17 protein-coding genes are annotated in these 26321 nt (G+C 51.9%); 10 read left to right on the forward strand and 7 right to left on the reverse strand.

Going from position 1 to position 26321, the window contains the following annotated elements; all coding sequences use genetic code 11:
• The first annotated feature begins 147 nt into the window (after positions 1–147).
• A complete protein-coding gene (locus D4L85_RS28685; RefSeq protein ID WP_119757529.1) occupies positions 148–1833 on the forward strand; it encodes a D-apionate lactonase family protein in 1686 nt (561 codons plus the stop codon).
• 178 nt (positions 1834–2011) lie between these two features.
• Here D4L85_RS28685 and D4L85_RS28690 read toward each other — a convergent pair whose 3' ends face one another.
• Positions 2012–2749, reverse strand: a complete 738-nt coding sequence (locus D4L85_RS28690) for a tetratricopeptide repeat protein (protein ID WP_119757530.1) — start codon at positions 2747–2749, stop codon at positions 2012–2014.
• Positions 2750–3191: 442 nt separating this feature from the next.
• On the opposite strand from D4L85_RS28690, the gene D4L85_RS28695 reads away from it, so the two are divergent.
• Entirely contained in the window at positions 3192–9359 is a 6168-nt protein-coding gene (locus D4L85_RS28695; protein ID WP_119757531.1) for an alpha-2-macroglobulin family protein, read from the forward strand.
• Positions 9360–9455: 96 nt separating this feature from the next.
• On the opposite strand, the gene D4L85_RS28700 is transcribed toward D4L85_RS28695, so the two are convergent.
• A complete protein-coding gene (locus D4L85_RS28700; protein ID WP_119757532.1) occupies positions 9456–9992 on the reverse strand; it encodes a DUF6252 domain-containing protein in 537 nt (178 codons plus the stop codon).
• Positions 9993–10434: 442 nt separating this feature from the next.
• On the opposite strand from D4L85_RS28700, the gene D4L85_RS28710 reads away from it, so the two are divergent.
• Together D4L85_RS28710 and D4L85_RS28715 are read left to right on the forward strand one after the other, a co-directional pair.
• Positions 10435–12606: a PAS domain-containing protein gene (locus D4L85_RS28710; RefSeq protein WP_119757534.1), complete on the forward strand. Its 2172-nt coding sequence runs from the start codon at positions 10435–10437 to the stop codon at positions 12604–12606.
• A 510-nt stretch (positions 12607–13116) separates the two neighbouring features.
• A complete protein-coding gene (locus D4L85_RS28715; RefSeq protein ID WP_119757536.1) occupies positions 13117–13455 on the forward strand; it encodes a hypothetical protein in 339 nt (112 codons plus the stop codon).
• Positions 13456–13491: 36 nt separating this feature from the next.
• Here the strand turns inward: D4L85_RS28715 and treS are convergent, their stop codons facing one another.
• Together treS and D4L85_RS28725 are read right to left on the reverse strand one after the other, a co-directional pair.
• Complete coding sequence (gene treS, locus D4L85_RS28720) at positions 13492–16854, reverse strand: maltose alpha-D-glucosyltransferase (protein WP_119758987.1); 3363 nt, start codon at positions 16852–16854, stop codon at positions 13492–13494.
• A 19-nt stretch (positions 16855–16873) separates the two neighbouring features.
• Positions 16874–17782, reverse strand: a complete 909-nt coding sequence (locus D4L85_RS28725) for a diacylglycerol/lipid kinase family protein (RefSeq protein WP_119757537.1) — start codon at positions 17780–17782, stop codon at positions 16874–16876.
• 87 nt (positions 17783–17869) lie between these two features.
• Between D4L85_RS28725 and surE the strand changes: the two genes are divergently transcribed.
• Together surE and D4L85_RS28735 are read left to right on the forward strand one after the other, a co-directional pair.
• On the forward strand, positions 17870–18607 hold the full coding sequence (gene surE / locus D4L85_RS28730) for a 5'/3'-nucleotidase SurE (protein ID WP_119757539.1): 738 nt from the start codon (positions 17870–17872) through the stop codon (positions 18605–18607).
• Between the two features lie 161 nt (positions 18608–18768).
• Entirely contained in the window at positions 18769–19146 is a 378-nt protein-coding gene (locus D4L85_RS28735; RefSeq protein WP_119757541.1) for a hypothetical protein, read from the forward strand.
• A 159-nt stretch (positions 19147–19305) separates the two neighbouring features.
• Here D4L85_RS28735 and D4L85_RS28740 read toward each other — a convergent pair whose 3' ends face one another.
• The 3 genes from D4L85_RS28740 to D4L85_RS28750 form a co-directional block, all read right to left on the reverse strand.
• Positions 19306–19872, reverse strand: coding sequence for a hypothetical protein (locus D4L85_RS28740; RefSeq protein WP_119757542.1), 567 nt, complete (start codon positions 19870–19872; stop codon positions 19306–19308).
• 108 nt (positions 19873–19980) lie between these two features.
• Complete coding sequence (locus tag D4L85_RS28745; RefSeq protein ID WP_119757544.1) at positions 19981–20538, reverse strand: hypothetical protein; 558 nt, start codon at positions 20536–20538, stop codon at positions 19981–19983.
• Positions 20539–20578: 40 nt separating this feature from the next.
• Entirely contained in the window at positions 20579–22087 is a 1509-nt protein-coding gene (locus D4L85_RS28750) for a hypothetical protein (protein WP_119757545.1), read from the reverse strand.
• 666 nt (positions 22088–22753) lie between these two features.
• Here D4L85_RS28750 and D4L85_RS28760 point away from each other — a divergent pair.
• The 4 genes from D4L85_RS28760 (at position 22754) to D4L85_RS28775 (ending at position 26321) form a co-directional block, all read left to right on the forward strand.
• The gene (locus D4L85_RS28760) at positions 22754–23755 is read left to right on the forward strand and encodes a 3-oxoacyl-ACP synthase III family protein (protein ID WP_119757548.1); all 1002 of its coding nucleotides are present in this window, start codon (positions 22754–22756) and stop codon (positions 23753–23755) included.
• 54 nt (positions 23756–23809) lie between these two features.
• Entirely contained in the window at positions 23810–24034 is a 225-nt protein-coding gene (locus D4L85_RS28765) for a hypothetical protein (RefSeq protein ID WP_119757550.1), read from the forward strand.
• A gap of 100 nt (positions 24035–24134) precedes the next feature.
• Positions 24135–25448, forward strand: coding sequence for a gluconate:H+ symporter (locus D4L85_RS28770; RefSeq protein ID WP_119757552.1), 1314 nt, complete (start codon positions 24135–24137; stop codon positions 25446–25448).
• A 399-nt stretch (positions 25449–25847) separates the two neighbouring features.
• Positions 25848–26321: a RidA family protein gene (locus tag D4L85_RS28775; RefSeq protein WP_174236174.1), complete on the forward strand. Its 474-nt coding sequence runs from the start codon at positions 25848–25850 to the stop codon at positions 26319–26321.

The raw sequence follows: 26321 nt of genomic DNA on the forward strand, positions 1-26321 counted from the left end.
GGAAAGGGTCTTAAAAAGGTTCGACGACCCTAGATAGGGAAATTTGAAAAGTATGGCAACCCGCCGGGCGGAGAAATCTGTGAAAGTTCGAAAAAGCAGGGAATCGGGAAAGGTGTCTTGTTATCTTTAACGAAATTTTTTGACGGCATGGAACGACTTCGCGCAGGACAATGGCAGGTGGGATATGAAAACGGTTTTTTGCGCCACCTGCAACTGGGGAGCCACGAGATCTTGCGCATGGTCTACTTCGCCTTGCGGGATGAGAACTGGACCACCCTGGACAAACAGATCCAAAACGAAGTGCGCGACGTAGGCCCCGATTTGTTTCGCATCGCCTACGATTGTGTCAATGTTAAAAACGGCAACACCGTGTTCCGGTGGCACGCGGTATTGGAAGGCCGGCGCGATGGATCTATTACTTTCGAGATTTCGGGTGAGGCGTTGGCCGACCAGTTGAAAAACCGCGCCGGTTTCTGCGTGCTGCATCCGCCGGACACGACGCTGGGCCAGCCGGCAGAAGCATTGCACACCAACGGCGACACCACACGCTCGGCATTTCCCGTGAACGTGGACCCGGTGAATCCTTTCAAAGACATGAAAGGGCTTCGCTGGCAGACGTTGGGTGACTGGTATACGCTGGCTTTCGAAGGCGACGTGTTTGAAACCGAAGACCAGCGCAACTGGACGGATGCTTCGTTCAAAACTTTCTGTACCCCTTCCAACCTCCCCTTTCCCGTGTCGCTGAAGAAGGGCGATCGCGTGCATCAGAAGATCACGTTCATGCCTCCAGCCTTGCCGCCGATGGTGGCGGATGAGGGGCGGATCCGGATCCTGGTTAATAAAGATCGCGTTACGGTGCCGGAGATTGGCGTGGGTGCAGCGTCGAATGTGCAGGTCTCTCCCGCGATTGGGCGCGTGATCCGCGAGATGGGGTTGTCGCATTTCAGGATCGATGTGCGGCCCTTGGGACATGATTGGGTGACGGGATTTTCCGAAGCCTGCGTGGCGGCTTCGGAGTTGCAGTTGGCACCGGAAGTGGCGTTGCATCTTTCGGCGGATTATAAACTGGAGCTCGACGCGTTTACACAGCTCTGTCTTCAAAACCGGCTGAGTTTGAAACGGGTGTTGCTGCTGGGCGACAGCGACGCCGTGACACCGCAGGCCATCATTGATCAGGCATCGTCATTGAAAACACATTTTCCAAAAACACATTTTGGCGCGGGCACGAACTACAACTTTCAACAACTGAACCAGCGGCACATTGATGCAACAGCGGTGGACTTTGTTTCCTTTGCCGCGCATCCACAAGAACATGCCATTGACGATCTGTCGCTGATCGAAAATCTCGGTGCGCAAGAAGATGTGATCTTTAGTGCCCAGGCCCTCTATCCCGATCACGCCGTGCACATCTCTCCTATCACGTTGAAAAAACGCTTTAATCCGTATGCGTCGGATCCGAAAAATATCACCATGAGCGAAACGGACCGCACCGATCCACGCCAATCCACACCCTTCTGTGCGGTGTGGACGTTGGGAAGCATCAAGCATCTGACCGAGGCAGGCGCTTCGGGAGTAACCTACTATCAAACACACGGACCACAAGGCATTGTTTCTGCGGATGGCGCGCCCTATCCGGTAGGTGATACGTTGCGAAAATTGTTGGCATTGCCGCGCAATGTGCTTTCGTCGTATTCCACACAGCCGCTAAAGGTGGACGGTTTTGTTTTTGAGGATAGTCGTATGGTTGTTTGGAATTATACGGCGGAGGAACAAACGGTTCATATTAATGACAGGGTGGTGGCGTTGAAGCCTTATGCTATTCATTGGGATTAGCGGGAATCAGTAGCCAGTAGTCAGTAGCCAATTTCAAAATCCACGAGCGCTGAAGATTTGTATTTTGTTCTCTATTGCATCTGAACCTCACCTATTGAATATTGATCACCCTCTATTGACTATTTGATCATCACCTACTGGCTACTGACTACTGGCTACTGACTACTGGCTACTCCCCTCAGGCACTAACCGTAGCATTCATATCTTTGATCTCACGAATGACGTCGCGTTTAATGCGGCGCTCCGTGCTGGTCATGTGGGCGATCTCTTCGAGGAGCTCGACGAGCTTTTGATTAAGCGCTTCCTGCTGGTTAGTGACCCGCATGAATTTGCAGTACTCCAGGCGTTGTTTGTAGTTGGTGAAGGTGCGGTCCATGACTTCGAACTGGGCCTGGGCTTCGTCGGTCCGGCCGAGTTGGTGGAGCGACCAGGCGTAGGCGATGCCTTCTTCGGAGTCGCGGAAGGTTTTTTCGCTGGCCAGGCGGCTGCCGATGTCGGTCACGGCGTCGTGGTTGCCATCGAGGTAATAGGCCTGGAGAAGTTTCATGCGGAGGATGGGGTCGTCGGCCATGAAGCCCTGGAGGCAGTCGATGTAGAGGTTGATGGCCTCCTTGGGGCGGCCCAGGTGCAGGTAGGCGTCGGCCAGCATGGTTTTGTTGGCGAGGCTGTTGTTGAAGCGTACGGCCTTTTCGAGTTGTTCGAGGCGGTAGTTGCTGTTGGTGACCGTTTTTACGCTTTCGGCGATGGATTGGATGTTGCGGCGGTTATAGAAATTGTGATAGAGGTAGATGGCGCAGCCTACGGCGGGGAAGAAAATGATGAGCCAGTACCAGCGTTGTTCGGAGTTGCTTCGGTAGGCGTGATACAAACAGAACCCCTGCAGCAGCAAGACGGGCGTGTAAAATCCAAGGAACATAGTTATTTGAGATGCGGTTTAGGTCGGGAAAAATAAATTTTTCTATCGGTCCTGCTATTGCTCCAACACGGTCACGAGGTTACAGCTTTTTTCAGGGAAATAAAAACCTCGCAACGCCGGATGCGGCCGTGGTGTGTAACTATTTTTTTTCCGTTGCGTTTGACTCATCGCGGTATTTTATAATTTTACCGCCGAGCCGATAGCTGTCAATTCCCGTTAACTGTCATTCCGGATGTTTCTGGCCGTTTTTCCAGAACCGCTTTATTCCTTCATTTTTTGAGTGATGTCGTTGTTGGTTAATCGCTGACGCAAAGCGCTTTATTGCCGTTGATGCGTTATTTTTAGGCCTTGATGCCCCGTCAAAAGAAATCCAGCAGGACCACTATGGATTTTTGCGATCCTGGCATCTATTGTGCGTTGACACTTCAAAAAATATCCGGACATGAACTTCCTAGCGCGAATTGTAGCCTTGAGCTTGATCTTAAACATTGCCCTGGCACAAACTAAATCCGTTCCCATGACACCCTTCAATTATGAAAAGGCCTGGAAAGAGGTCGCCGATTTCGAGAGTAAAGGATTGCCCCAATCCGCGCTAACCGTTGTGAACACCATCTATGCGCAAGCCAAAAAAGACGCAAACGCCCCGCAGCTGGTAAAAGCCGTTGTGCACAAACTGAAGTTTACCGAGTATGAAGAGGAAGACGAATTTGCAAAGAACCTGGCTGTGGTGGAAGCCGAAGCCCGCACCGCAACGTACCCGGTGAAACCCATCCTGCACACCATGCTGGGGGAAATGTATTGGAACTACTACCAACAAAACCGCTGGCGCTTTAACCAACGCAGTCAGACGGTGAACGTAGATAACAATGATGTGACCACCTGGAGCCTCGACAAGATCGTAGCGGCCACGTTCCATCACTACAAACTTTCGCTGGAGGACGCCGGCAAAAGCAAGGCAGCCACCATCGAGATCTTCCCGGAAGTGATCCAGCGCGGCAACGATGCGGGACGAACCTATCGCCCCACGCTCTATGACTTCCTCGCCCAAAGAGCCATCCAATTCTTCTCCGGCGACGAAGCCAACATTACGCGTCCCGCCGATGCGTTCGCCCTGGACCAGGAAGCTTACCTGTCCACCGCCAAAACCTTTGCCACGCTGTCGATCCGGTCGCAGGACACGTTGTCGATGAAATTCCAGGCACTGGTGTTGCTCCAGGAACTCATCCGCTTTCACTTGCCCGACAAGGACCCTTCGGCGCTGGTGGACGTGGACTTGCAACGCCTGTTCCTGGTGAAAAATAATTTCACGCTTTCCACCAAAAATGAATTGTACCGCAAAGCGCTGGAACAATTGGAGCAAGAGGTCATCGTCCATCCCATCTCAACACGGGTGACCTATGCGATTGCTCAGACCTATGTGGAGGCGAGCCGGCTGTATAAACCGCTGCAGTCGGACGAGCACAAGCAGGATCTGAAGACTGCCTATGCCATTTGTGACGGTGCCTTAAAAAGATTTCCCAAATCGGAAGGTGCTATACAATGTGAAAATTTACAGGAAGAACTCCGTCAGAAATCCATCTCGGCCGTGGTGGAGGAAAACAATTTACCGGACCAACCTTTCCGCAGCCGCATTGAATATAAAAACTTCACGTCGCTATACTACCGCATCATCAAGACCACCCGCCAAACCGTAGCGGCACAACGCAAGAGCCTGGACAAGGTGGACTATGACAAACGGGAGCAAAAGTTTTTACAATACTTCCTGGCGCAACCTGTAGTGAAGTCAGGATCGTTCACGCTGCCCGACGACGGCGACTATCAATTGCACAGCCTGGAAGTGAAACTGGAGGGTGTGCCCGTGGGGGAATATATGATCGTGTTCAGCAACCTGGCCGATTTCGCGACGGAGCACAACGGTCTGGCCTATGCGTTCACTTCCGTGACCAACATCAGCTATGTACACCGGAACAACGCCGATGGCTCGACCGATTTCTTTGTACTTCACCGGCAATCGGGCGAACCCCTGGCCGGGGTAACGGCCAGTGTATTGGTGAGCAACTATAACTATCGCTCAAACAAATACGAAACGAAGGTCGTGACCACCCTTACCAGCGATGCGCGGGGTTTCTTTAAAGTGCCTTTCTTCCAGGACGAAAGCCGGAGAAATTTCTCGGTGCTGTTCACCTATCAAAACGACGTGAACAGCACGCGGGCCATCGACGGCGATGAGTATTACTATGGTGGCATCCCGCAATACATACACGGCGAACGCGAGCACCACATCCAAACCTTTTTCTTCCTGGACCGGGCCATTTACCGGCCGGGGCAAACCGTTTACTTCAAGGGGTTGGTGGTGGACACCGATGGGCGTACGTCGCAGATCCGCAAAGATCATCACAGCACCATTGCACTCTACGACGTGAACGGCGAACAACGCGCCGACGTGAGCGTGGTGACCAACGCTTACGGCACCTTTAGCGGCACGTTTACTGCGCCGGCCAGTGGTCTGATGGGGAATATGCAATTGGTGGATCAATCCAACAACAGCAGCATTGACTTTTCAGTAGAAGAATATAAACGTCCCAAATTCGAAGTGGGCTTTGACCCGGTGAAAGGTACGTTCCGGTTGGCGGATACGGTGAACACGGTTGGTTTTGCGCGCGCTTATTCCGGTGCGAACATCGATGGTGCGAAAGTACACTACCGCGTGGTGCGCGTGGCGCGCTTTCCCTTCTGGTGGTGGTGCCGGTGGGGCTACTATCCTACTTCCCCGGAGGTAGAGATCAAGCACGGCGACACGCAGACCGACGCCAATGGAAAATTCAGCATCGACTTCACGGCCCTTCCCGATGGAACGGTCGACAAGGCTTCGGATCCCACCTTCAGCTACACGGTGTATGCCGATGTAACGGATATCAACGGCGAAACCCATAGCTCGTCCACCACGGTTGAAGTCGGCTATAAAGCCCTGGTCGTGAATGTGGCCATGCCCAACCTGGACAAGAGCAACACAACACAAATGAAGCAAGAGTTTTCCATCCAGGCCAACAACCTGTCCGGTCAACCCGAAGCTGCGAAAGGTGATATTCATATCTATGCCTTGAAGGCTCCGGCGAAAACTTTCCGCCCGCGCTTCTGGGAACAGAGCGACCGGCACCTCTATACGCAGGAAGAATATTACAAACTGTTCCCTTATGATCTGTATGCCGACGAATCCAATCACTTCAAATGGGAACGCGGCACGGACGTATTTGCCTTGAAGTTTGATACGGAAAAACAAAAGACATTCACCATCCAAAACCTGCACCAATGGAAGGAGGGCCAGTACGTGCTGGAGATCACGTCAACCGACAAGTTTGGGCAGCCCGTGAAGGAAGTGAGCTATTTCTCCGTGTTTGCACCACAGGCAAAAACGGTGGCGGTTCCCCAGGTACATTATTTCCAACCGGTGAAACTGAAAGCCGAACCCGGGGAGAAGGCCAGTTTTGCGGCGGGAACGTCGGAAGAAAAAATACGGGTGCTCTATGAAGTGGAGTATGATGGCAAACTGCTTTCGCAGGAATGGGTGACGTTGAGCAAAGAGCAACGCATTTTTGAGATCGCCGTGAAAGAAGAACACCGGGGCAATCTGGGTGTGCATTACACTTTTGTGAAGAACAACCGGTTATACACCGAGAACTTTACGGTGGAGGTCCCCTACACCAACAAGATGCTGGACGTTTCGTTCGAGACCTTCCGCGACAAGTTGCTTCCCGGCCAACAAGAACAGTGGAAGATCCGTGTGAAAGGAAAGAACGCCGACAAGATCGCGGCGGAGATGGTGGCCACTTTGTATGATGAGTCTTTGGACGTATTCAGATTCCATGACTGGTTCGCTGATTTTTATTCGTCTACTTATGCGCAATTGTCCTGGAAGAGCGAGCGTGGATTTTTACAACGTGAACTGACGGGGCGCTCAGAGTACTGGAATCCTCCGCATGTGCGTTATCCGTCGGGAGTCAGTTATGATGCGCTCAATTGGTTTGGATACTATACGTATGGCCGCCACGTGGTGAGGACTGCCCGGTATAGGGCCGGAGGCGCTGCTCCGGGGATGGCTTTGTCGATGGCGGCTCCTATGGAAGAAAAAGAAAGTTCCAAGAAGGCGGAGGGAGAATTGATGCTGAACCAAGACAAGGCGACGTTGGACACAGCAGGCGCAAAACCTGAAGACCCTAAGAAAGCGCAGGCACAAAAAGCACCCGAAGATCTCTCCGATGTAAAGGTCCGCACTAACTTCAACGAAACCGCATTCTTCTTCCCCCACTTGCAAACCAACGAAGCGGGCGAGATCATCGTGAACTTCACCGTTCCCGAAGCTTTGACCCGTTGGAAGATGTTAGGCTTTGCGCATACACAGGATTTGAAATATGGCTTTGCCACCAATCACCTGGTGACACAAAAAGACCTGATGGTCGTGCCCAACGCTCCCCGCTTCTTCCGCGAAGGCGATAAGATGACGTTCTCTGTAAAGATCAGCAGCCTGGTAGACCAGGCGTTGACCGGCCAGGCTCAGCTCGAGTTCCGCGACGCGCTTACTGGCAAGCCCGTCGACGCACAAATGAAAAATATCAACGCCTCGAAGAGCTTTTCAATCGGCGCGCGCCAAAGCACGGCCGTGGAATGGAGCATCGAGATCCCCGAAGGATTGCAGGCCCTCTCCTATCGTGTTGTGGCCAAGGCGGGCAATTTCTCCGACGGCGAAGAGATGACGGTGCCGGTGGTGACCAACCGCATGCTGGTGACGGAAAGCTTGCCGCTGCCCATCCGAGGCAAACAAAGCAAGACCTTCCGTTTCGAAAAATTGTTGGCGAACAATTCCAGCACGCTGAAACATCAGCAGTTTACACTGGAGTTCACCTCCAACCCTGCGTGGTACGCCATCCAAGCCCTGCCCTACCTCATGGAATATCCCTACGAGTGCGTAGAGCAGACGTTCAGCCGTTTCTATGCCAATAGCATCGCATCGCACGTGGCGAACAGCCACCCGCGCATCCGCCAGGTGTTCGAGACCTGGAAGAATGTTCAGCCCGATGCGTTGCTTTCGAACCTGGAAAAGAACCAGGAGCTGAAGTCGGCCTTGCTGGAAGAAACCCCTTGGGTGTTGCAAGCACAAAATGAAACCGAACGCAAACGCAACGTGGGCCTGTTGTTTGACTTGAACCGCATGGCCAACGAACAAGACCGCGCGCTCGACAAAGTGGCCAAAGCCCAAACGCCCAACGGTGGGTTTACGTGGTTCCCCGGTTTCCCCGAAGACCGCTACATGACCCAACACATCGTGAGCGGACTGGGCCACCTGGATGCATTGGGTGTTAAATCCATACGCACAGACAACCGCACCTGGCAAATGGCCACGCAGGCGCTGGAATATATGGATAACAAATTGGCCGACGACTATGAAGACCTCAAGCGACGCGTCAGACGCAAGGAAGCGAAGCTAGAAGACAATAACCTGGGTTATCTGCAAGTGCACTACCTGTACACGCGCAGTTACTTTAAAGATGTGAAGATCTCTTCGCACGCACAGGAAGCCTTCCGGTATTATACCGGCCAAGCCAAGAAATATTGGCTGTCGCAAAACCTGTACATGCAAGGCATGCTGGCCCTTGCCCTGCACCGCTCCGGCGACAAGGTGACACCGGCCGGCATGATCAAATCTTTTTCGGAACGCGCCCTGCGCTCAGAAGAGATGGGCATGTATTGGAAGAGCGACCGCGGTTACTACTGGTACCAGGCGCCCATCGAAACCCAGGCGCTGATGATCGAAGTGTATGATGAAGTGGCCGCCGATATCAAATCGGTGGAAGACTTGAAAGTGTGGTTGCTCAAACAGAAACAAACTCAGGACTGGAAAACAACCAAGGCCACCTCCGAAGCCTGCTATGCGCTGTTGCGCCGCGGCACCGATCTGTTGGCTAGTACACAATTAGTAGAAGTGAAAGTAGACAACAAAGTGGTGGACCCCACGAAACGCGACGACGCCAAGCTGGAAGCTGGCACCGGTTATTTCAAGACCGCCTGGCAAGCCGGCGAGATCACCAACGGCATGGGTAACATCACCGTCACCAAGTCAGACGACGGCGTGGCGTGGGGCGCGGCCTACTGGCAATACTTCGAGCAACTCGATAAGATCACACCGGCCGAAACGCCGCTGAAGCTGAAGAAGGACCTGTTCCTCCAGCAAAACACGGACCGCGGTCCAGTGATCACGCCAGTGAACGACAAGACGCTTTTGCAGGTGGGTGACCTCGTGAAGGTGCGGATCGAACTTCATGTGGATCGCGATATGGAATACGTTCATCTCAAAGACATGCGCGCCGCCGGTTTCGAGCCTGTGGCTACGCTGTCGACCTATCGCTACCAGGATGGCTTGTATTATTATGAGAGTCCGCGCGACCTGGCCACAAACTTCTTTATCGGCTATCTGCCGAAAGGCACCTATGTGTTTGAATATGCGCTGCGCGTATCGCAGAAGGGTGACTTTTCGAATGGGATCACGACGATACAATGCATGTATGCGCCGGAATTCAGCAGCCATTCGCAAGGTATTCGCGTGAATATGAAATAGGCGCCGTGTGGGTCCTTCCATTCGGGACGAAAGTTATTTTTGTATCGAATGGAAGGCATCTTGCGCGGGATTGAACGCGCCGTTGCTCCGGGCCGCTTAGCGCATGGCCAGTTTAAAGATCCCGTTGGAAATATTGATCTGCTTACGGGTTTGGGCGTCGGTGCCCGTGAAGTTGAACGTTCCTCCGATTATTCCGAGATCCCAATTGATCCCTTTGATGGTGATGGTGCCCGCAGTTGATTCATAGTATGCAGGGACGGTGCTGGAAGGATTGGGTGTGTAAAAAGCGCTGGATCCACCGCGCTGACCGGGAGATGTGAGTTGATAAACTTGTCCGATCACGGGATCTTTCGGAAGACGGAGTGTAATTTGGGAGGTGCGGGCCGTATCCATGACCACGATTTCACTTCCACTACTCAATGGAGTGCTTAATGCAGTGTTGTCGACATTAGCAATCCAAAGCTTTCCGTCGACAGTGGCGTGCATAAAAAGGTCAATGGGCGGACGCAGATCGCCGGACGGGGTGTCGTCGGGTGTGCAGACGTTGCATTGGATGATGATGATCTTGGGTTCGGTGCAGGCGGAGAAGAGTACGGCGGCACAAAGGGTAAGGAGAACGAAGAGGGATTTCATAAATAGTAGTTAGTGTTCAGTAGTAAGTAGCCAGTAGTCAGTTGTTCGTGGTTAAGAATGGGGCAAAACTAGGTTGGTCTACTGCAATGGGATTTCAGTTTGTGGTGGGGAGGTATTTTTCTCTTACATGAAAATCTTGTAAGGTTTCACACCGTTCGGTCGGGATTTCAGCTTTCAACGTCCATCCCAGACTGAACTCGTCATTCCGGTTCGGCTGCTGTTTGCATTTTTTTTAGAGAGTGGATTGGCGGTGCGTCTCGGAGTAGATAAAAAATATCAGAAGGTCTATGCCGTTCGTGTAAACCTTCCGGTTTTTAGCATTCGCCCAAACCCTCCACTCGCCTGCTGTTTCTTGCCGCTCGCTCATCGGATACGCCCGGTTGCTCAATGCAAATTCTTCACCTCTGCCTGTGTCGGTAACGTTGCGAAAACTCATGTCGTCATGAAAGCTTTTCCGTATTCGTTTATCAAAAAGGATCAACTGCACGCCTTCCATCAACAACTTTCAAACTACAAGCTCCAGGTTTCGGGGGCCACAGAATTTGTGAAGGCCATTGAGCAGGGAAATCTTGACATTCCGTATGATTCGGGCACGGAAGCGGATGGCGAAAATGCGTTGGCCTCGTCGCTGGTGAGCATGCGCGACCAGATGAAAAAGTTTTCGGCCGAAGAGCGGCAACGCAACTGGGTGTCGGAAGGGCTGGCCAAGTTTGTGGACATCCTGCGTTCCAAGAATAATGACATCACCCAACTGTCGAACGACATCATCAGCCAACTGGTGAAATACCTGAATGCCAACCAGGGTGCCCTCTATATCCTGAATGACGACGATAAGAAAGACGTTTACCTGGAGATGGCGGCATGCTATGCCTACAACCGTCAGAAGTTCCTCACCCAACGGTTTGAATTGGGAGAAGGCATCATCGGACAAGTGGCGCTGGAAAAAAGAACGACCTACCTGAAAGATATCCCCAAGAACTACATCCGCATCACGTCGGGGCTGGGCGAAGGGCTTCCCCGCAATTTGCTGATCGTGCCCTTGAAGATCGAGGAACGTGTGTTTGGTCTCGTGGAGATTGCGTCGTTCAACGAGATCAAAACCTACCAGATCGAATTCGTGGAGCGCCTCGGGGAAAGTATCGCTTCCACCATCTCGGCGGCCAAAGTGAGCTCGAGCACACAGAAGCTGTTGCAAGAGAGCCAGGCGCAAGCCGAACAAATGCGGTCGCAGGAAGAAGAGATGCGTCAGAACATGGAAGAGCTCTCGGCCACACAAGAGGAAATGCATCGCGTGATGAAAGAGATGCAGGGCAAGGAAAAATACATGACCGACCTGATCAATGCCTCCAAAGACTCCATCCTCACCGTGGACCGGAACATGAAGGTGATCAATTGCAACCGGGTGTTCAGAGCCACCTATTCGGGATCGGGTCTGGATATCGACAAGGGTTTCGACATTTCCAATTTGTTTGCCACGCAGGAAGAAAAGACCCGCTATAAGAATCTCTACAAACGCGTTTTCGACGGTGAGACCTTCGATGTTTCGGACCATTATAAGTTCCAGGGCATGGAGGCATACTACATCGTTACCTACAGTCCCATTCACAACGACCAGGGGGAGATCATTGCCGCCGCCGTTTTTGTGAAAGATGTCACGGAGATCACCCGCGCCCGGGATGCCGCCCAGCAGCAAACCGAAGAGCTGAAAGCGCAGGAGGAAGAACTCCGCCAAAACATGGAGGAGCTTTCGGCGACGCAGGAAGAAATGCAGCGCGTGCTCACCGAAGTGCAAAACAAGGAGAAGTATCTGCTGGAAGTATTGAACGCCACGAACGATTCCATTTTCACGATGGACAAGGACTACCGGATCATCGGCTCCAACAAAGTGTTCAGCGGCGCGCTGGAGGCCATGGGGCTAAAGGCGGGCAAGGGTTTTGAAATGCTTTCGCTGTTTGCCCACGACACGGTGCAGCAGGCACAGCAAAAGGCGTATTATGATCGCGCCCTGGCGGGTGAACATTTTGAGGTATCGGATAGGTTTATGACCAACGGGGTGGAGTCTTATTATATGAATCACTACTCCCCCATCCGCGATGCGGAGGGAAAGATCTATGCCATCGCCTGCTATGCCAAAGATGTGACGGCGTTGATGATGGCACGAAACGAGAATACGGCTATGCGGCAGTCGTTGGAGGTGCGTGAAAATGTGTTTGGGGTAACGACCATTCTTTCGGAGGCGGACCTGTTTGGGAATATCACTTTTGTGAATGATAAGTTGTGTGCGGTCTCGAAATATTCCAGGGAAGAATTGATCGGGAAGCCGCATAGCATTTTGCGTCACCCGGATATGCCGAAGGAGTTGTTCAAGGAATTTTGGGATACGTTGAAAAAAGGCGGTGTGTTCCGGGGGATCATTAAAAACAAGGCGAAAGACGGTAGTGTCTATTGGGTGGATGCTTCTATCGTGCCGGTGAAGGATGCTTCGGGAAATATTGTGAAATATGTTGGCGCGCGGTATCCTATCGAGGATGAGGATATTGCTACGTTGATGTATAACCGGCAGGCGAGGAAATTGAAGTTGCCGTTGTTGAAGGAGAATGAGGTGTCTCGATAAGACGCGGATTGGAATCTAGTTTGCGTTGGATTGATATCGGTGTGTTGCATTTACGATGTGTGTGAATGACGGTTATAAGGTGCTGCAGGATAAAATCTAAGTCTATCGCCGCGTGCAGGTAACCCGCGAAAACGGGTTGAATCCAAAAATGCTTGCTTACCCCCAGGTTCGCTGCCCTACGGGCTTGGTCTTTGTTTATTTTAATATGGGGCGTTAGGGGTCGCGGTTGGTGTTAAGCCAATGTGCTTTAAACATGGAAAAATTTGGAGCGGGGTAATGTGATGGGCTGTGGGACAATCAAAGAAAACGTCTAAGTGCATCCCAAACCTGCCCATAAGGGCCATCCCAGGGCATAAATCCGCGTATGCAGGCCGTTAATTTGGTGGATGAGGGCTGGAAGGTGGGATAGCGATTTATCCACCATACAAATTTAATTCAGCTTCTGCAACTCTGTTCCTGTAGATGACTTGTACATTTTTCTTTTTATCATTGTAACACCTTACACGATCAATGGAAAACAATCACCAGGTTCAGGAGCATTCTAAGGTCTCGATCGAAAAAATTATTGACAGTATCCGCGAATCCAGGGATAGTCTTATCTCGGGTTTTCTGCTGGGGTCTACGCTTGTCCCTTTCCTGGAACAAAATTTCAATGTCGCTACATTAAGTCCCATCAAACTTGAATTCCTGAAACGGGACCTCAAGGAATTGCAAATTTCCACGTTGGACCTCGTACATTATGCTTCCCTCATCAAACAAATGCGGGATGCCAACACCTACCTTCCTGTGACCGATCACCCCCTGGTGTTGCAGGAAATACGGACGGTGTGCCAGAAGTACTGTTCCTAGTCCTTTCTCCAAGCTTCTCCCCCATTCTGCGATCGACTAATAGTCGGCTTCCACCGGTTCTTCGGCCGGCACCCTGTTTTCGTCGGCGTCGTGCAGAATCTCCTGGATGCCCTGGAGGGGAATGATCAGCCAATCGGGGCGATTGTTCATTTCGTAGTTCAATTCATAGATGGCCTTTTCCAAAAGAAACGTGGTCATCAGGATCTTCAAGTCTTCGGGGTGGGCCGGCATGAACGGCGCTCCCTTTACGGTTTCCTGATAGGCTTTCATAAAAAATCCGCTGACATAGTGATACCATTGCTCCACATACGGGATGAGCAGGGCGTGATCTTCTTTACGGATCTGGTTGTCGAGGAACAAGCTTCCATAGGCGGCGTAGTGGAAGGACCGGATCATGCCGGCGACATCGCGCAGCGGCGACCGTTTCAGCCTTCGTTCACCAAAGCTGCGGGCGGGTTCGCCTTCAAAGTCGGTGATCACAAAATCGCGACCGGTGAACAACACCTGACCTAGATGGAAGTCGCCATGGATACGGATCTTCATCACATCGATCTTCTTCTTATAGATGCCCCGAAAGGTCTCCATGATCTCACCCTTCCGCGCCAACACCGCTTCCGCCTGCTGCCGGACTTCCGGCGCCAAGGTGTCAAGCTGGCGTTGCTGGCTTTGGAAGGTGGCGCGCACCAGGGTCTGCAACCCTGAAAACAGCGAACGTTGATAATGCAGCGAATAGGGCTCGGGTTTGAAATCGGGATCGGACGTTTCGCGTGCCAGCGCCAGGTGCATTTCGGCTGTGCGCACACCCAGCAGCATCACCCGTTCGGCCACGGCACCTTCGATGAACTGTTGCATTTCCTTGGGCACTTCCTCGTACGACAGCGGGTGGTAAAGATTTCCTTCCATGGGCGGCAGGAACGTGCCTTCACTTTCGGTGAGCACCTTTTCATTGAAGTCGTCGAGGCGGTCCAGCATGTAGGCCCAGGCATCGCTGTTGCTTTCCACCATTTCCTGCATCATGGCCAACACGATCATGTCTTTGCCAATGCGCCATTCGATCTTGCCGGCAAAGGCGGGCACGTTTTTGAAATTCACGGTGTCGCCAAGGTATTGTGAAATTTCGACGTCGGGGTTGACGGCGCGGTCTACCTTGCGGTAGAGCTTCAGGAAAAAACGGTTGTCGTAGATGATGGAGGTATTGCTTTGCTCCACCCCGAGCACGCGGGGTTTCAGTTGGTTTAGGGTGGACGCGTACAGGTGCAGGGCGTCGTTGCCCGTGAACCGCAGCGCGCCCTCCTTCCACGACAGCGAATGGCTTGCCGCCAGGTTCTTAAAGATCATTTCCTGCCACTCGAAGCCATAGATGGCATCATACAAAACACCCTCCTCGCCGTGCACGGTGAGCGTGCAGATGATGGATTGTGGGCAACCGTCCTTTAGTTTCGCGGCAAAGACATCCTTTCCAAAAGCGACCGGCAGTTGATATAAATCGGCCAGCCCGGATTGATAGGTCACTTCGATCAACCACACAATGATGCCGTGCTCCTTCAGCGGCACCGACGCCTGGTTCACGATGCGGAAGTTCTCCACGATGCGGGCCTTGCCGCCGAACCACCGCATCTTCATGATGTAGTCGGGCAGGACTTTTTCGGAAAGATATTCTTGCATGGGCCTGTGCGTGAGGTCGGCCCAGGCCTTCACTTTGACATGAGGCAAGGCGATCTTGCGGTCGATGTTGGGGTGGGCCAATTCCAGCGCATACCAGAGGCAGGCGTGCGCCCCCATGGTGAAGAAATAGTTGCCGTCGTCTTTTATGGAAGGAAACTTATTGTTGCTAAAGATCTCCTTCGGCACATAGCCGCGGAAGTCCTGTAAGTCGAGCTCGGCCGGTTGGATGTAGCGCGAAAGGTTCACAATCACGAGGATCGCCTCTTCCTGGTGTTGGCGGACGAAGGCCAGTATTTTCGGATTTTCACAGTGGATGAATTTCAAATCACCGTGACTAAACGCTTTGTATTGTTTTCGCTTGTTGATGAGGCGCTTCATCCACCACAGCAGCGACGAAGTGTTCTTGCTTTGGATCTCGACGTTCACGGACTCGTAGTGATAGTCCGGGTCGAGGATCACGGGTAAATAAAGCTGGTGTGGGTTGGTCTCTGAGAAGCCGGCATTTCTTTGCGACGACCACTGCATGGGGGTGCGCACACCGTCGCGGTCGCCCAGGTAAAAATTGTCGCCCATCCCGATCTCGTCGCCATAGTAAATAACGGGCGTGCCGGGCAGGGAGAAGAGCAGGTAGTTCAACAGCTCGATCTTGTTCCGGTTGTTGGCCATCAAGGGAGCGAGGCGGTGGCGGATGCCGAGGTTGATGCGGGCCTTGGGGTCTTTCACATAGACGCGATACATGTAGTCGCGCTCTTCGTCGGTCACCATCTCGAGGGTGAGCTCGTCGTGGTTGCGCAGGAAGATGGCCCACTGGCAGTTGTCGGGTATGGCGGGGGTTTGTTCGAAGATGTCGGTGATGGGATAGCGGTCTTCGGTTTGCAAGGCCATGAACATGCGGGGCATGAGGGGGAAGTGATAGTTCATCTGGCATTCGTCGCCCTCGCCAAAGTAAGACGCCGAGTCTTCGGGCCACATGTTGGCTTCGGCGAGCAGCAAGGTGCCGGGATAGTATTCGTCTACGTGGGCGCGGAGTTTTTTCAGGAAGTCATGCGTCTCTTCCAGGTTCTCGCCGTTGGTGCCCTCGCGTTCGAAGAGGTAGGGCACGGCATCGAGGCGGAAGCCATCAACACCCATCCCACACCAATAGTCGATGATCTTGAACACTTCTTCCTGCACCATCGGGTTGTCGTAGTTCAGATCGGGCTGGTGATAAAAAAAGCGGTGCCAATAGAATTGTTGTGCGGCCGGATCCCACGTCCAGTTGGACACTTCGAAGTCCTGGAAAATGATGCGAACGTCCTTGTATTGTGTGGGATCGTCCGTCCAGACATAATAGTCGCGATGGCGTGAGCCTTTTGGAGCAAGACGCGCGCGTTGGAACCAGGGATGGTGGTCGGAGGTGTGGTTGATAACCAGTTCGGTGATCACTTTCAGGTCGCGGTCGTGTGCTTCTTTCAGGAAGAGTTTGAATTGGTCCAGGTCGCCATAGGCGGGGTTGATGCTGTAGTAGTCGGCGATATCGTAGCCATCGTCTTTCAGAGGCGAGGGATAAAACGGAAGTACCCAGATGGCGGTGACGCCGAGGTCTTTGAGGTAGTCGAGTTTTTCCAGCAGGCCGCCAAAGTCGCCGATGCCGTCGCCATTGGTATCGCGAAAAGCTTTGATGTGCAGTTCGTAGATGATCGCATCTTTATACCAAAGGATGTTGTTGTCCCTTTCGATCTTCTTCTCTTCCATAATGCCGTTGTTTAGCGGTTCATTTTGCTTTATCGATGCCATATTCTTCTCCCGCCAAAAAAGACAGCCCCCCGGGTTGAAGGGTGATGTCTATTTCGGTCGGCCCGTCCAGGCTGATGGAGGCGTCGTCGACGTGGACACGTTTTCCGCCCCACACTATTTTCAGTTGTTTTGCTTTGAGTATATTGAAGAACACCGGCTCTTCCACGCCGCGCATCTTGCGTTGCAGGTATTCGGCAAACTGGTCGCGCTGCGATTCGGCGATGAGCACCACTTCAAATTCGCCGTCGCCCGGGTTGGCATATGGCACCAGCATGAGGTTGGGACCGATCGAGCTGATGTTCATGACCTCCACCAAAATGTAGGTGCCCGTGTAATGCGCATCGTCTATTTCGATGGTGCAGGTTCTTGCTTTGTAGGTGAGCACGATCTCACGGAGCAACTCCAGGGCTGTACGCATGTTTTCTTCGGGGGTGCCGTTGTTTCTCTTCTGGTCGCGTATTTCATCCATCAGTTTTGGAAACACGCCAAAGCCGAGTCCTTCCAGGAAGAAGCGTTCCTTTTTCAGCCCGTCCAGCTTACCCACGTCGAAAGAAACCTTTTTGCTGTTTGCCCAATGGCGGATGATGTTACGGTAGCCGCCCTTGATGGCCAGGGTTTGCGCAATGTTGTTGGCGGTGCCCATGGGGAGGATGGCCAGGGGCAGACGGCTGCCCATCAGGTAGGTGGCCGTTTTGCGGACCGTGCCGTCGCCGCCGGCAATGACCACCAGGTCTGCTTCCCTGGTGAATTTCTTGCCCTCCTCCAACTCCGGTGTGGAAGAATAACCACAGTCGTAACCTTCTTCTTTCAGGAGGGTAACGATGTCGGCCATCGTATTTTCTCCTTCTCCGGCTTTTGGGTTATGAATCAGCTCAACAAATTTCATGGATAGGTCTGTTTGTCAAATTGTGGGAAGATAATTGCATGCCAATACCGGTGTAGAAACAGGTTCACGCAAAAATGATCACCGATCATGCGCATTTTGGTAACAAACGACGACGGCATTTACAGCCCGGGCATTGCGGCGCTGGCGCGGATTGCGGCACGTTTCGGCGAGGTTAGGGTGGTTGCTCCCGATGTGGAGCAGTCGTCTATGGGGCATGCCATTACAGCTTCCCGCCCGCTGTTCTATAAAAAATCGCCTGTGACCTTCGAAGGGCTGGAGGCGTACCGCGTAAACGGCACACCCGCCGATTGCGTCGCGCTAGGCTCGCACTTGTGGGCCCAAACCGACGTGGTGTTGTCGGGCATCAACATGGGACCGAACCTGGGCAATTCGATGTGGCATTCGGGCACGCTGGCCGGTGCAAAACAAGCGGCCTTGTTGGGCATGAAGGGCATCGCGCTGAGCACTCCCGTCGGCAAAACCGAACCCGATTTCAAGACGCTGGAGCCCTACGTCGAGAAAGTGCTGGGCCTGCTGTTGGAGAATCCCAACCTCACGCTGGCAAACGTGAACTTCCCTCCCCATCCAACCGGCATTCAATGGACACGCCAGGCCGTGCAGCAATACGATGGCAGGATCGTGCCCGGCACCGACCCCATGGGCCGCAAGCACTATTGGTTCACGGTGGTGCCCCTGGAAGACGCCGAGGAAGGCACCGATCGCTGGGCGATAGACAAAGGATTGGTTTCCATCACCCCCCTGCGGCTGGACCTCACCAACGAAAAAGAACTGATGGCCGTCTTGCAGAAGACGCCGGTGCAATAGTGGACCGCTCTTTGATGTGGAGAATATTCAACAGAATGCTTAATTGATCTACGACAACCTATAAAAACACATCCACGACGCACGGTATTCAAGGTTTAAATACCGGCACTTTTTTGTGGGTGATAACGCAACGGGAATGCAAAACTTAAAAAAATAACGCCATGAAAAAACTCATGTTATCGGGAGCAGGATTGCTCCTGGCGTCGGCCCTTACCTACGCCCAAGTGGACACCACCAGCACACCCCAAAGCAGCACGCCGCAGCAAAGCACGCCGCAAGTAGCGCCTCAGCCACAGGAAAGTCAGAACGCCAACGATCCGTCAAAAACCCAGATCGACACAAAGCACTTGATCCCTTTAGAGGCCTCCGATCTCCCAGGGTCGTTGAAGCGTACTTTGCAGGCCCCGGAATACCAGGGCTGGGAAGATGGAACGCTCTATAAAGACAAGCGCAACAACCATTACATCCTTCAAATCCAAAATGGCGGAAAAATGAGAACCTACCATTTCGGTTCCGATGGCAAACCGACCAGAGATTAGCGATCTCAAATCTTTGTATAAAGATTTTTGTAAAGTCAATTCACGGTGAGAGGGTTTAGATATTGGTTGGAACCGCCACCGATGAATGAAAAGTTGTTCGAGGATCTTTTCCAGGCGTGATGTCTGTAGCGAGATTTCGGGCAACTTTTTTTTGTCTTATCAGGGCCTTCGCTTATAAATTCCATTGAGCGGCAGTGTCTCCCACCCTTTCGTGGAATAAAAGTAGGCTTTGAATTGCATAGAGAGGGTATCTTCTGAAATCACGTGGCCGCTCACAACTTCGCCGTTTCCGAGATTCCTCAGGATAGACACGTTGCCGGTTGTTTCGTCGTATCGGTATCTTGCCAGCAAATTTGTGAAGCCGTATTTCACATCCAGAAAGTCGCCGGACGCGTCTTTAAAAACGTTCGTGAATGGAATCCATAGATCGATCTCTTGATCATAAAAGTCCGGATCCGGATCCCGATCATATATTTCGGTTTTGAATTCCAGATAGTAGCGTGATGTATGGCTGGCTTCGTGCGTTTCTGCGAGCAAATCAAAACTTGGGTTGCCATCCCGGTCCAGATCGATAGGATAGTCGCAGGTAATGCTGATAACGTCATATGTTCCATCAAGCTTGGTGGAGGGAGGAGCCTCCACGGGCTTGACGTCGTTATCCTGGCATGCTACACAGCCAGCAACTATCCCAACCGACAGCAAAAATCTCCCACTCAATTTTTTCATTCGCTTCAATTTATCGTTGGCATATTCAAAAGTTTATAGCTACGCCATCCGTCATTTTAGACGACAACTTTGACAGACACGAAAGTCTTCAACCAATTGTATCAATCTTCATGGTCTTCGTTTATAAACCCCTTTCAGGGGCAAAACCTCCCAGCCCTGGCGTGTGAAAAAGGAGGCGGTAAAGTATATTTCGACGCTATCATCGGAGATCACCTGGGCACCCGTAACTTCACCACCTCCAAGGTTTCCTAAAATAGTGACCTGGTGGGTTGTTTCATTGTATCGATATTTAGCCAGGAGATTTGTAAAGCCGTATTTCACCTCCAGAAAGTTGCCTGCGTCGTCGTGAAAAACGTTCGTAAAAGGGATCCATAAAAAAATTCGCTGATCGTAGTAATCTGGATCCCAATGATATATTTCGGTATTGAGTTCCAGATAATAGCGTGATGCATGATCGGCCTCGTGTGTCTCGGCCAGTAAATCAACGCTTGGGTTACCGTCTCGGTCCAGGTCTACGGGATAATCACATGTAATACTGATAACATCGTACATGCCGTCAAGGCTAGTGGAGGGTGGAGGCTCCACGGGCTTGACGTTGTTGTCCCGGCAGGCTATACAACCGGCGATCATCCCAACGAACAGTAAATTTTTTTTAATTTTTTTCATTCACATCAACTTGCTTTTAGCCCACACTGATGTCACATCACTACTGAACGACTCTGGGCTCCACGCTTATCGAAAAAATATCATTGTAATACTCCCGCGTTAAATAATATCCCAGTCCCGTAAAAATTCCAGGTCCCCCCACCAAAACTTTATCCGCGAAATTTACCGTGGCATGCCCCAGATCATCGCTCTCCATTGTTGTGGTTATATCTATTGTGTTGGAAGCCGTTTTTTTCATGCTGGCACCAAACTTTAACCCTATTTTCAAAATCGTAGCTTGAACATCGAAATTAGTTGCAAACTCAACGGCTTCAGTTCTTGATTGCCGGATGATCTCTGTATTATCAACTTCTTCAACATCGATTCTAAACGTGGTAGCGTAAGATTGCAGATCCCAATTCACCAATGGCATGTTGGTCAACACCCGCTTTGCCGTTACAGATCCAATGGAATAATATGTATACCGAAACGGCCATATCCCTCTTTTGTTCGTGTTGTAGGTGACATCAAATAAATTCGGGCCAGTCCGAAGAAAACTGCTTCTTATTTCACCACCGACCCCATTTTGAGCGTGAATTGCTGCCGTACACCTGATCTCAAAAAAACCATCCGTCCACCCTGAAGATCTTTTGCCCGACTTAATCGCAGGATCCCCGGTCTGCTCCGACATTTTACGGTAGACGGTCAGGGCATCACCCACAACCAAAAAGGAACTGATGTACTCTTTAAAATCATAGGAAAATTGGCCGTTGGGGTTAGCCGGTGTGATGCCGTAATAAATATAGTCCCGTTGCCAACCATCGGCAGGTCCGTAAATATCAAATGCGTCCTTCAGTTTCTGATGAGGTCGGAAGAGTCTCAGCTCACTGGCTTCCTTGGGTGAAGTCTTTGGCAGATACCGATCAAAACCATCATCGACAAATCTGTAGGAAAGACCATTTGGTGCTTTTAGTATTCGCGTCGTTTGCAGGTCGTGATATCCGGATTGTCTTTCCGTGATCAACCGCTCATTATTCTTAACAACAATGACCGGATACCCAGGAATAAGCGCGGGCTCAAGGACCATTTGTTCTCCGGTAGCTTTCACGATCGGAATTTCATTCGTACCCCGCAACCGGATGGCTACATCTGGGATTTGATTTTCTACATCCCAGCTTTCGGCTGAAAAGCTACCTTCCGGTAAAGTAGGCACGAAAATGGTCAGCAGCGGAAGCCTGTCTTCCAGCGCTGCTAAATCTCCTTCCGAGGAAAAATAGGGCAATAAGGTTTCGCGAAAGGTGTGATTGTTGTCCAGTGGCGTGTCTTTCACCAGGTGATAAACAATATCATAATCTTCATCCATCATCTTTTGCGCTTCCGCTTTCAGAAAGCGTCTCACCGCAGGTTCGGAGGCTACGGCTTTGGCCAGTGACCTGGCAAACATTACTTTGAGATCGCCTTCGGCATCCGAGCGGGCGGGATCAGAGGGTTGCGTTTCATTCGGATCACACGAAGCCAACAGGACTGCCGTGACCAGGGAGAAAACAAAAATCTTTACCATGCTTTTCATAATACTTTTTTTGGGGTTAAGAATAATTGAAATGCTGGAAGGTCATCAGCTGTGCAATGGTAGATTACCGCGCGGACAAAATTTGTCCGTTTACAATTCAGTGCATGAATACTTTTGTTTTTTTGCGTTGTATTTGATCACAAAACCTTTGTCGCGCAAGACGTTGATCATCCGGCGAACGGTTCGTTCAGAGCATTCAAACTTCTTTCCTAAAATATGGGGTGACGGAATGTTGTCTTTCCTGGCCAAGTCAACTAGATAATCCAGTCTCGCGGAGTAGGTAATGAAATCCATAAGCGTTGTTTAATCCCGGCTGAAGATTCGGTTTGAAAAATCTTATACATCCTGTAGCAACGGCCACCGGAAATTCAGAGGATCAAAAACTATCCATACGGACACCAACGAAGATCATTAAATTCTTTATGAACCACAACGCCTGGTTTTCCGACACAACCATCGCATAAAGACCACACGCCATTTCAAACGCATCCGCGACCAGCACACCATGGGCTGGCCCACTCTGATTTCTTTATGCCATTCCAATTTTACAAGCCGCCCGGGGTCCAAAGGCCAAGAAACCGGGCCTACAGCCCCGGAATTCCTTTCCGGCGGATCAGGGCCATTAAGGCAACATTTGTTACCTTAGCGTTCCCTAAAAACAATCGAATGCGCTATTCAAAAATAGTAGGCCTCGGCCACCATGTCCCCGAAACCGTCATCACCAACCAATACCTTTCCACCGTCATGGACACCAACAATGACTGGATCATTGAGCGGACGGGCATCCAGGAACGCCGGTGGATGGATCCCGCCAAGGACACCGTTGCCAACATGGCCGCCAAAGCCACCCGCATGGCCCTGACGCGCGCAAAGCTCACCGAAAAGGATATCGACTTCATCGTCTTCGCCACCATCACCCCCGACTATTTCTTCCCCGGCAGCGGCGTGCTGCTGCAACGCGAGCTGGGTCTCGACGGCCGCATCGGCGCCCTCGACATACGCAACGCCTGCTCGGGGTTCATCTACGCCCTTTCGGTAGCCGACCAGTTTATCAAGAGCGGCATGTACAAGACCATCCTGGTGATCGGTGCTGAAATTCAATCCACGGCCCTGGACATCACCACGCGCGGACGCAACACGGCCGTGATCTTTGGCGACGGCGCCGGAGCGGCCATCCTGCAGCCTTCCGACAAACCGGGCATCCTTTCCACCCACCTCCACAGCGACGGCAACTTTGCCGAGGAGCTGTATGTGAAAGACCCCGGCAGCAGCCGGCCCCACGCCGAACGGCAGCCCGACCAGATCACGGACACGTCAACGTTCAAGGTGGTGATGAATGGCAACCAGGTGTTCAAACATGCCGTGGTGCGCTTTATGGAAGTGATCAACGAGGCGCTGGACGCCAACCACCTCAAAAAGGAAGATATCAACCTGCTGGTGCCCCACCAGGCCAACTTGCGCATCAGCCAATACATCCAAGAAAAGCTGGCCCTGACCGACAGCCAGGTGTACAACAACATTATGCGTTATGGCAACACCACCGCCGCCTCCATTCCCATTGCCATGAGCGAGGCCTGGGCCGAAGGGAAAATCAAGGAAAATGACTTAATTTGTTTAGCTGCATTTGGCAGCGGTTTCACCTGGGCTTCTGCTTTGCTCCGGTGGTGATGATTCCCTTACTGACCCATGCTTTGACCTGCTAAACTACCCGATTTAAAAATCATGAAGACCACCTCCTACAACCCCAGCCCGCTTGAAGTGGATTTTGCCAATGCGCTTCAAAGTCTTCAAAAAGAGCTGGAGAAACACCTCCAAGACAACCAGGTGATCCACGTGGAGAGCAACATCCGCCGCGACAACCCGATGGTGAAATTCAGCCTGTTGGACAAGGATGGCGATCCGCATGAAATCGTGGTCCGCATCATTCAGATACCGGACAAATTCTGATCCGCGCATTCATCCGGTTGCGCTACCGGTTCAATTGGATTTTTTACTTACATTTCATTTGAAGTCCGAATCCTAATCTTACCCCTAAGACCGCACGTACATGTCTATACTGATCATCCTGTTTTGCATTGCGCTCCTGGTTCTTTTCATCACCCGTCTCAAGCTCAACGCCTTCCTGGCCTTTTTACTGATCGCGATCCTGGCGGGACTGCTGCTCGGGATCGAGCCGGCAAAGATCACCGGGTCCATTCAGAAAGGTATGGGCGACATGCTGGGCTCCCTCATCATCGTCGTCGCCTGTGGTGCCATGCTGGGCAAACTCACGGCCGACAGCGGCGCGGCACAACAGATCGCCACCGGGCTCATGAAACTTTTTGGCGAGCGTTATATTCAATGGGCGCTTATGATCACCGGGTTCATCATCGGCATCCCGCTGTTTTACAACGTGGGTTTTGTGTTGGTGATCCCCCTGATCTTCTCGGTAGCGGAGAAATACAAGCTGCCCGTCGTCTACATCGGGGTGCCCATGCTGGCCGCGCTCTCGGTGACACACGGTTTCTTACCGCCTCACCCCTCTCCCGCCGCATTGGTAGGCGCATTTCATGCCGACATGGGAAAGACGTTGATGTATGGCGTGCTCATTGCGATACCCACCGTCATCATAGCGGGTCCGTTGTTTTCCAGGGCCTTGAAAAATATCCACGCGCCGATGTTGCGCACCTTCAAGTCGGAAACTTTGCCCGAAGACCAGTTACCCAGCCTGGGGGTTAGTATTTTCTCGTCCCTGCTTCCGGTTCTTCTGCTCGGGCTCACCACCTTTGCCAGCGGCGCCGTGCCTGAAAAAGGACCGCTCAAAACCGTCATGACATTCCTTAGCGACCCCGCCATCGTCATGATCCTCTCCCTGGCCGTGGCCACCTACACACTCGGCCTGCGCATGCACATGCCCATGAAACGCATCATGGACATTTATGGCGAATCGGTAAAAGACATCGCCATGCTCCTCCTCATCATGGGCGGCGCGGGCTCCCTGAAACAAATCCTCATCGACAGTGGCGTCAGCCAAGAGATCGGCGACCTGCTCAACGGCCTCGATGTACATCCGCTTGTGCTGGGATGGGCGATGGCCTGTCTCATTCGCGTATGCGTAGGTTCAGCAACGGTTGCCGGACTCACCGCCGTGGGCATCATCATGCCCGTCATGAGCCGGCCCGATGTGAATCCCGAATTGATGGTCCTCTCCATTGGAGCCGGCAGCCTCATGTTCTCGCACGTGAACGACGCCGGCTTCTGGCTCTTCAAAGAATATTTCGGCCTCAGCATCCGGGACACGATAAAATCATGGTCAATCATGGAAACGATTGTAGCGATCGCGGGATTGATTGGAGTGATGATTTTGAATGCGATTATTTGAGTCAGGAGCCAGGAGTCAGAATCCAGGAGCCAGGAGTTGGGAGTCGGCATTCAGTAGCCAGTAGTCAGTAGTCAGTAATTTTGGTAGTGGGGAGTTAATAGCGGATGAACTTTGTTACGATGTCCTTTGAAAAGGTGGGAATGGAAGCCAAGGGATTCGTCCTGTTGATGCTTCGCATCAATAAGATTCCGGCCATCGCCATTGTTGGTGTTCAACCAACACGTTTTTTGACCCGATACACAAATAAAACCGGTATCACAAAGCGTCCCAATCTATAAGTACCTATCGCATTCCGGTTCACCATCATAGTGTGCTCCAACACACCATCCCTCCTCCTGGATTCTTGCTGCTGATTTCATTACTTTTGGCCACAACATTCTCTAACCTTGAAAACACATTATGTCTGCAACAACCTCGCCTGATCAGAATTTCGAAAAACTTGGCCTCACGCTGCCTCCTGCTCCCACGCCACTAGGTGTTTACAAACCTTTTTTGATCGTGGGTAATTTTGTTTACGTATCCGGTCATGGTACGGTGAAGGAAGATAAAAGCCTGATCATTGGGCGCATTGGCAAGGATATGACGATGGAGGAAGGCAAACTCGCTGCGCAACAGGTGGGGCTTGCCATCTTGGCGACGCTGAAGCAGAACCTGGGTAGCTTCAATAAGATCAAGCGGGTGATCAAGGTTTTGGGTATGGTGAATTGCACGTCCGACTTTGAACGGCATCCTTATGTCATCAACGGCTGTAGCGAATTGTTTGCCAAGGTTTGGGGTGAAGAGAACGGTGTGGGTGTGCGCAGCGCCGTGGGGATGGGGTCGCTGCCGGATAATATTCCTGTGGAAATTGAGGCCATGTTTGAACTGGTGTAG

It is taken from the genome of Chryseolinea soli (assembly GCF_003589925.1).
Lineage (GTDB): Bacteria > Bacteroidota > Bacteroidia > Cytophagales > Cyclobacteriaceae > Chryseolinea > Chryseolinea soli.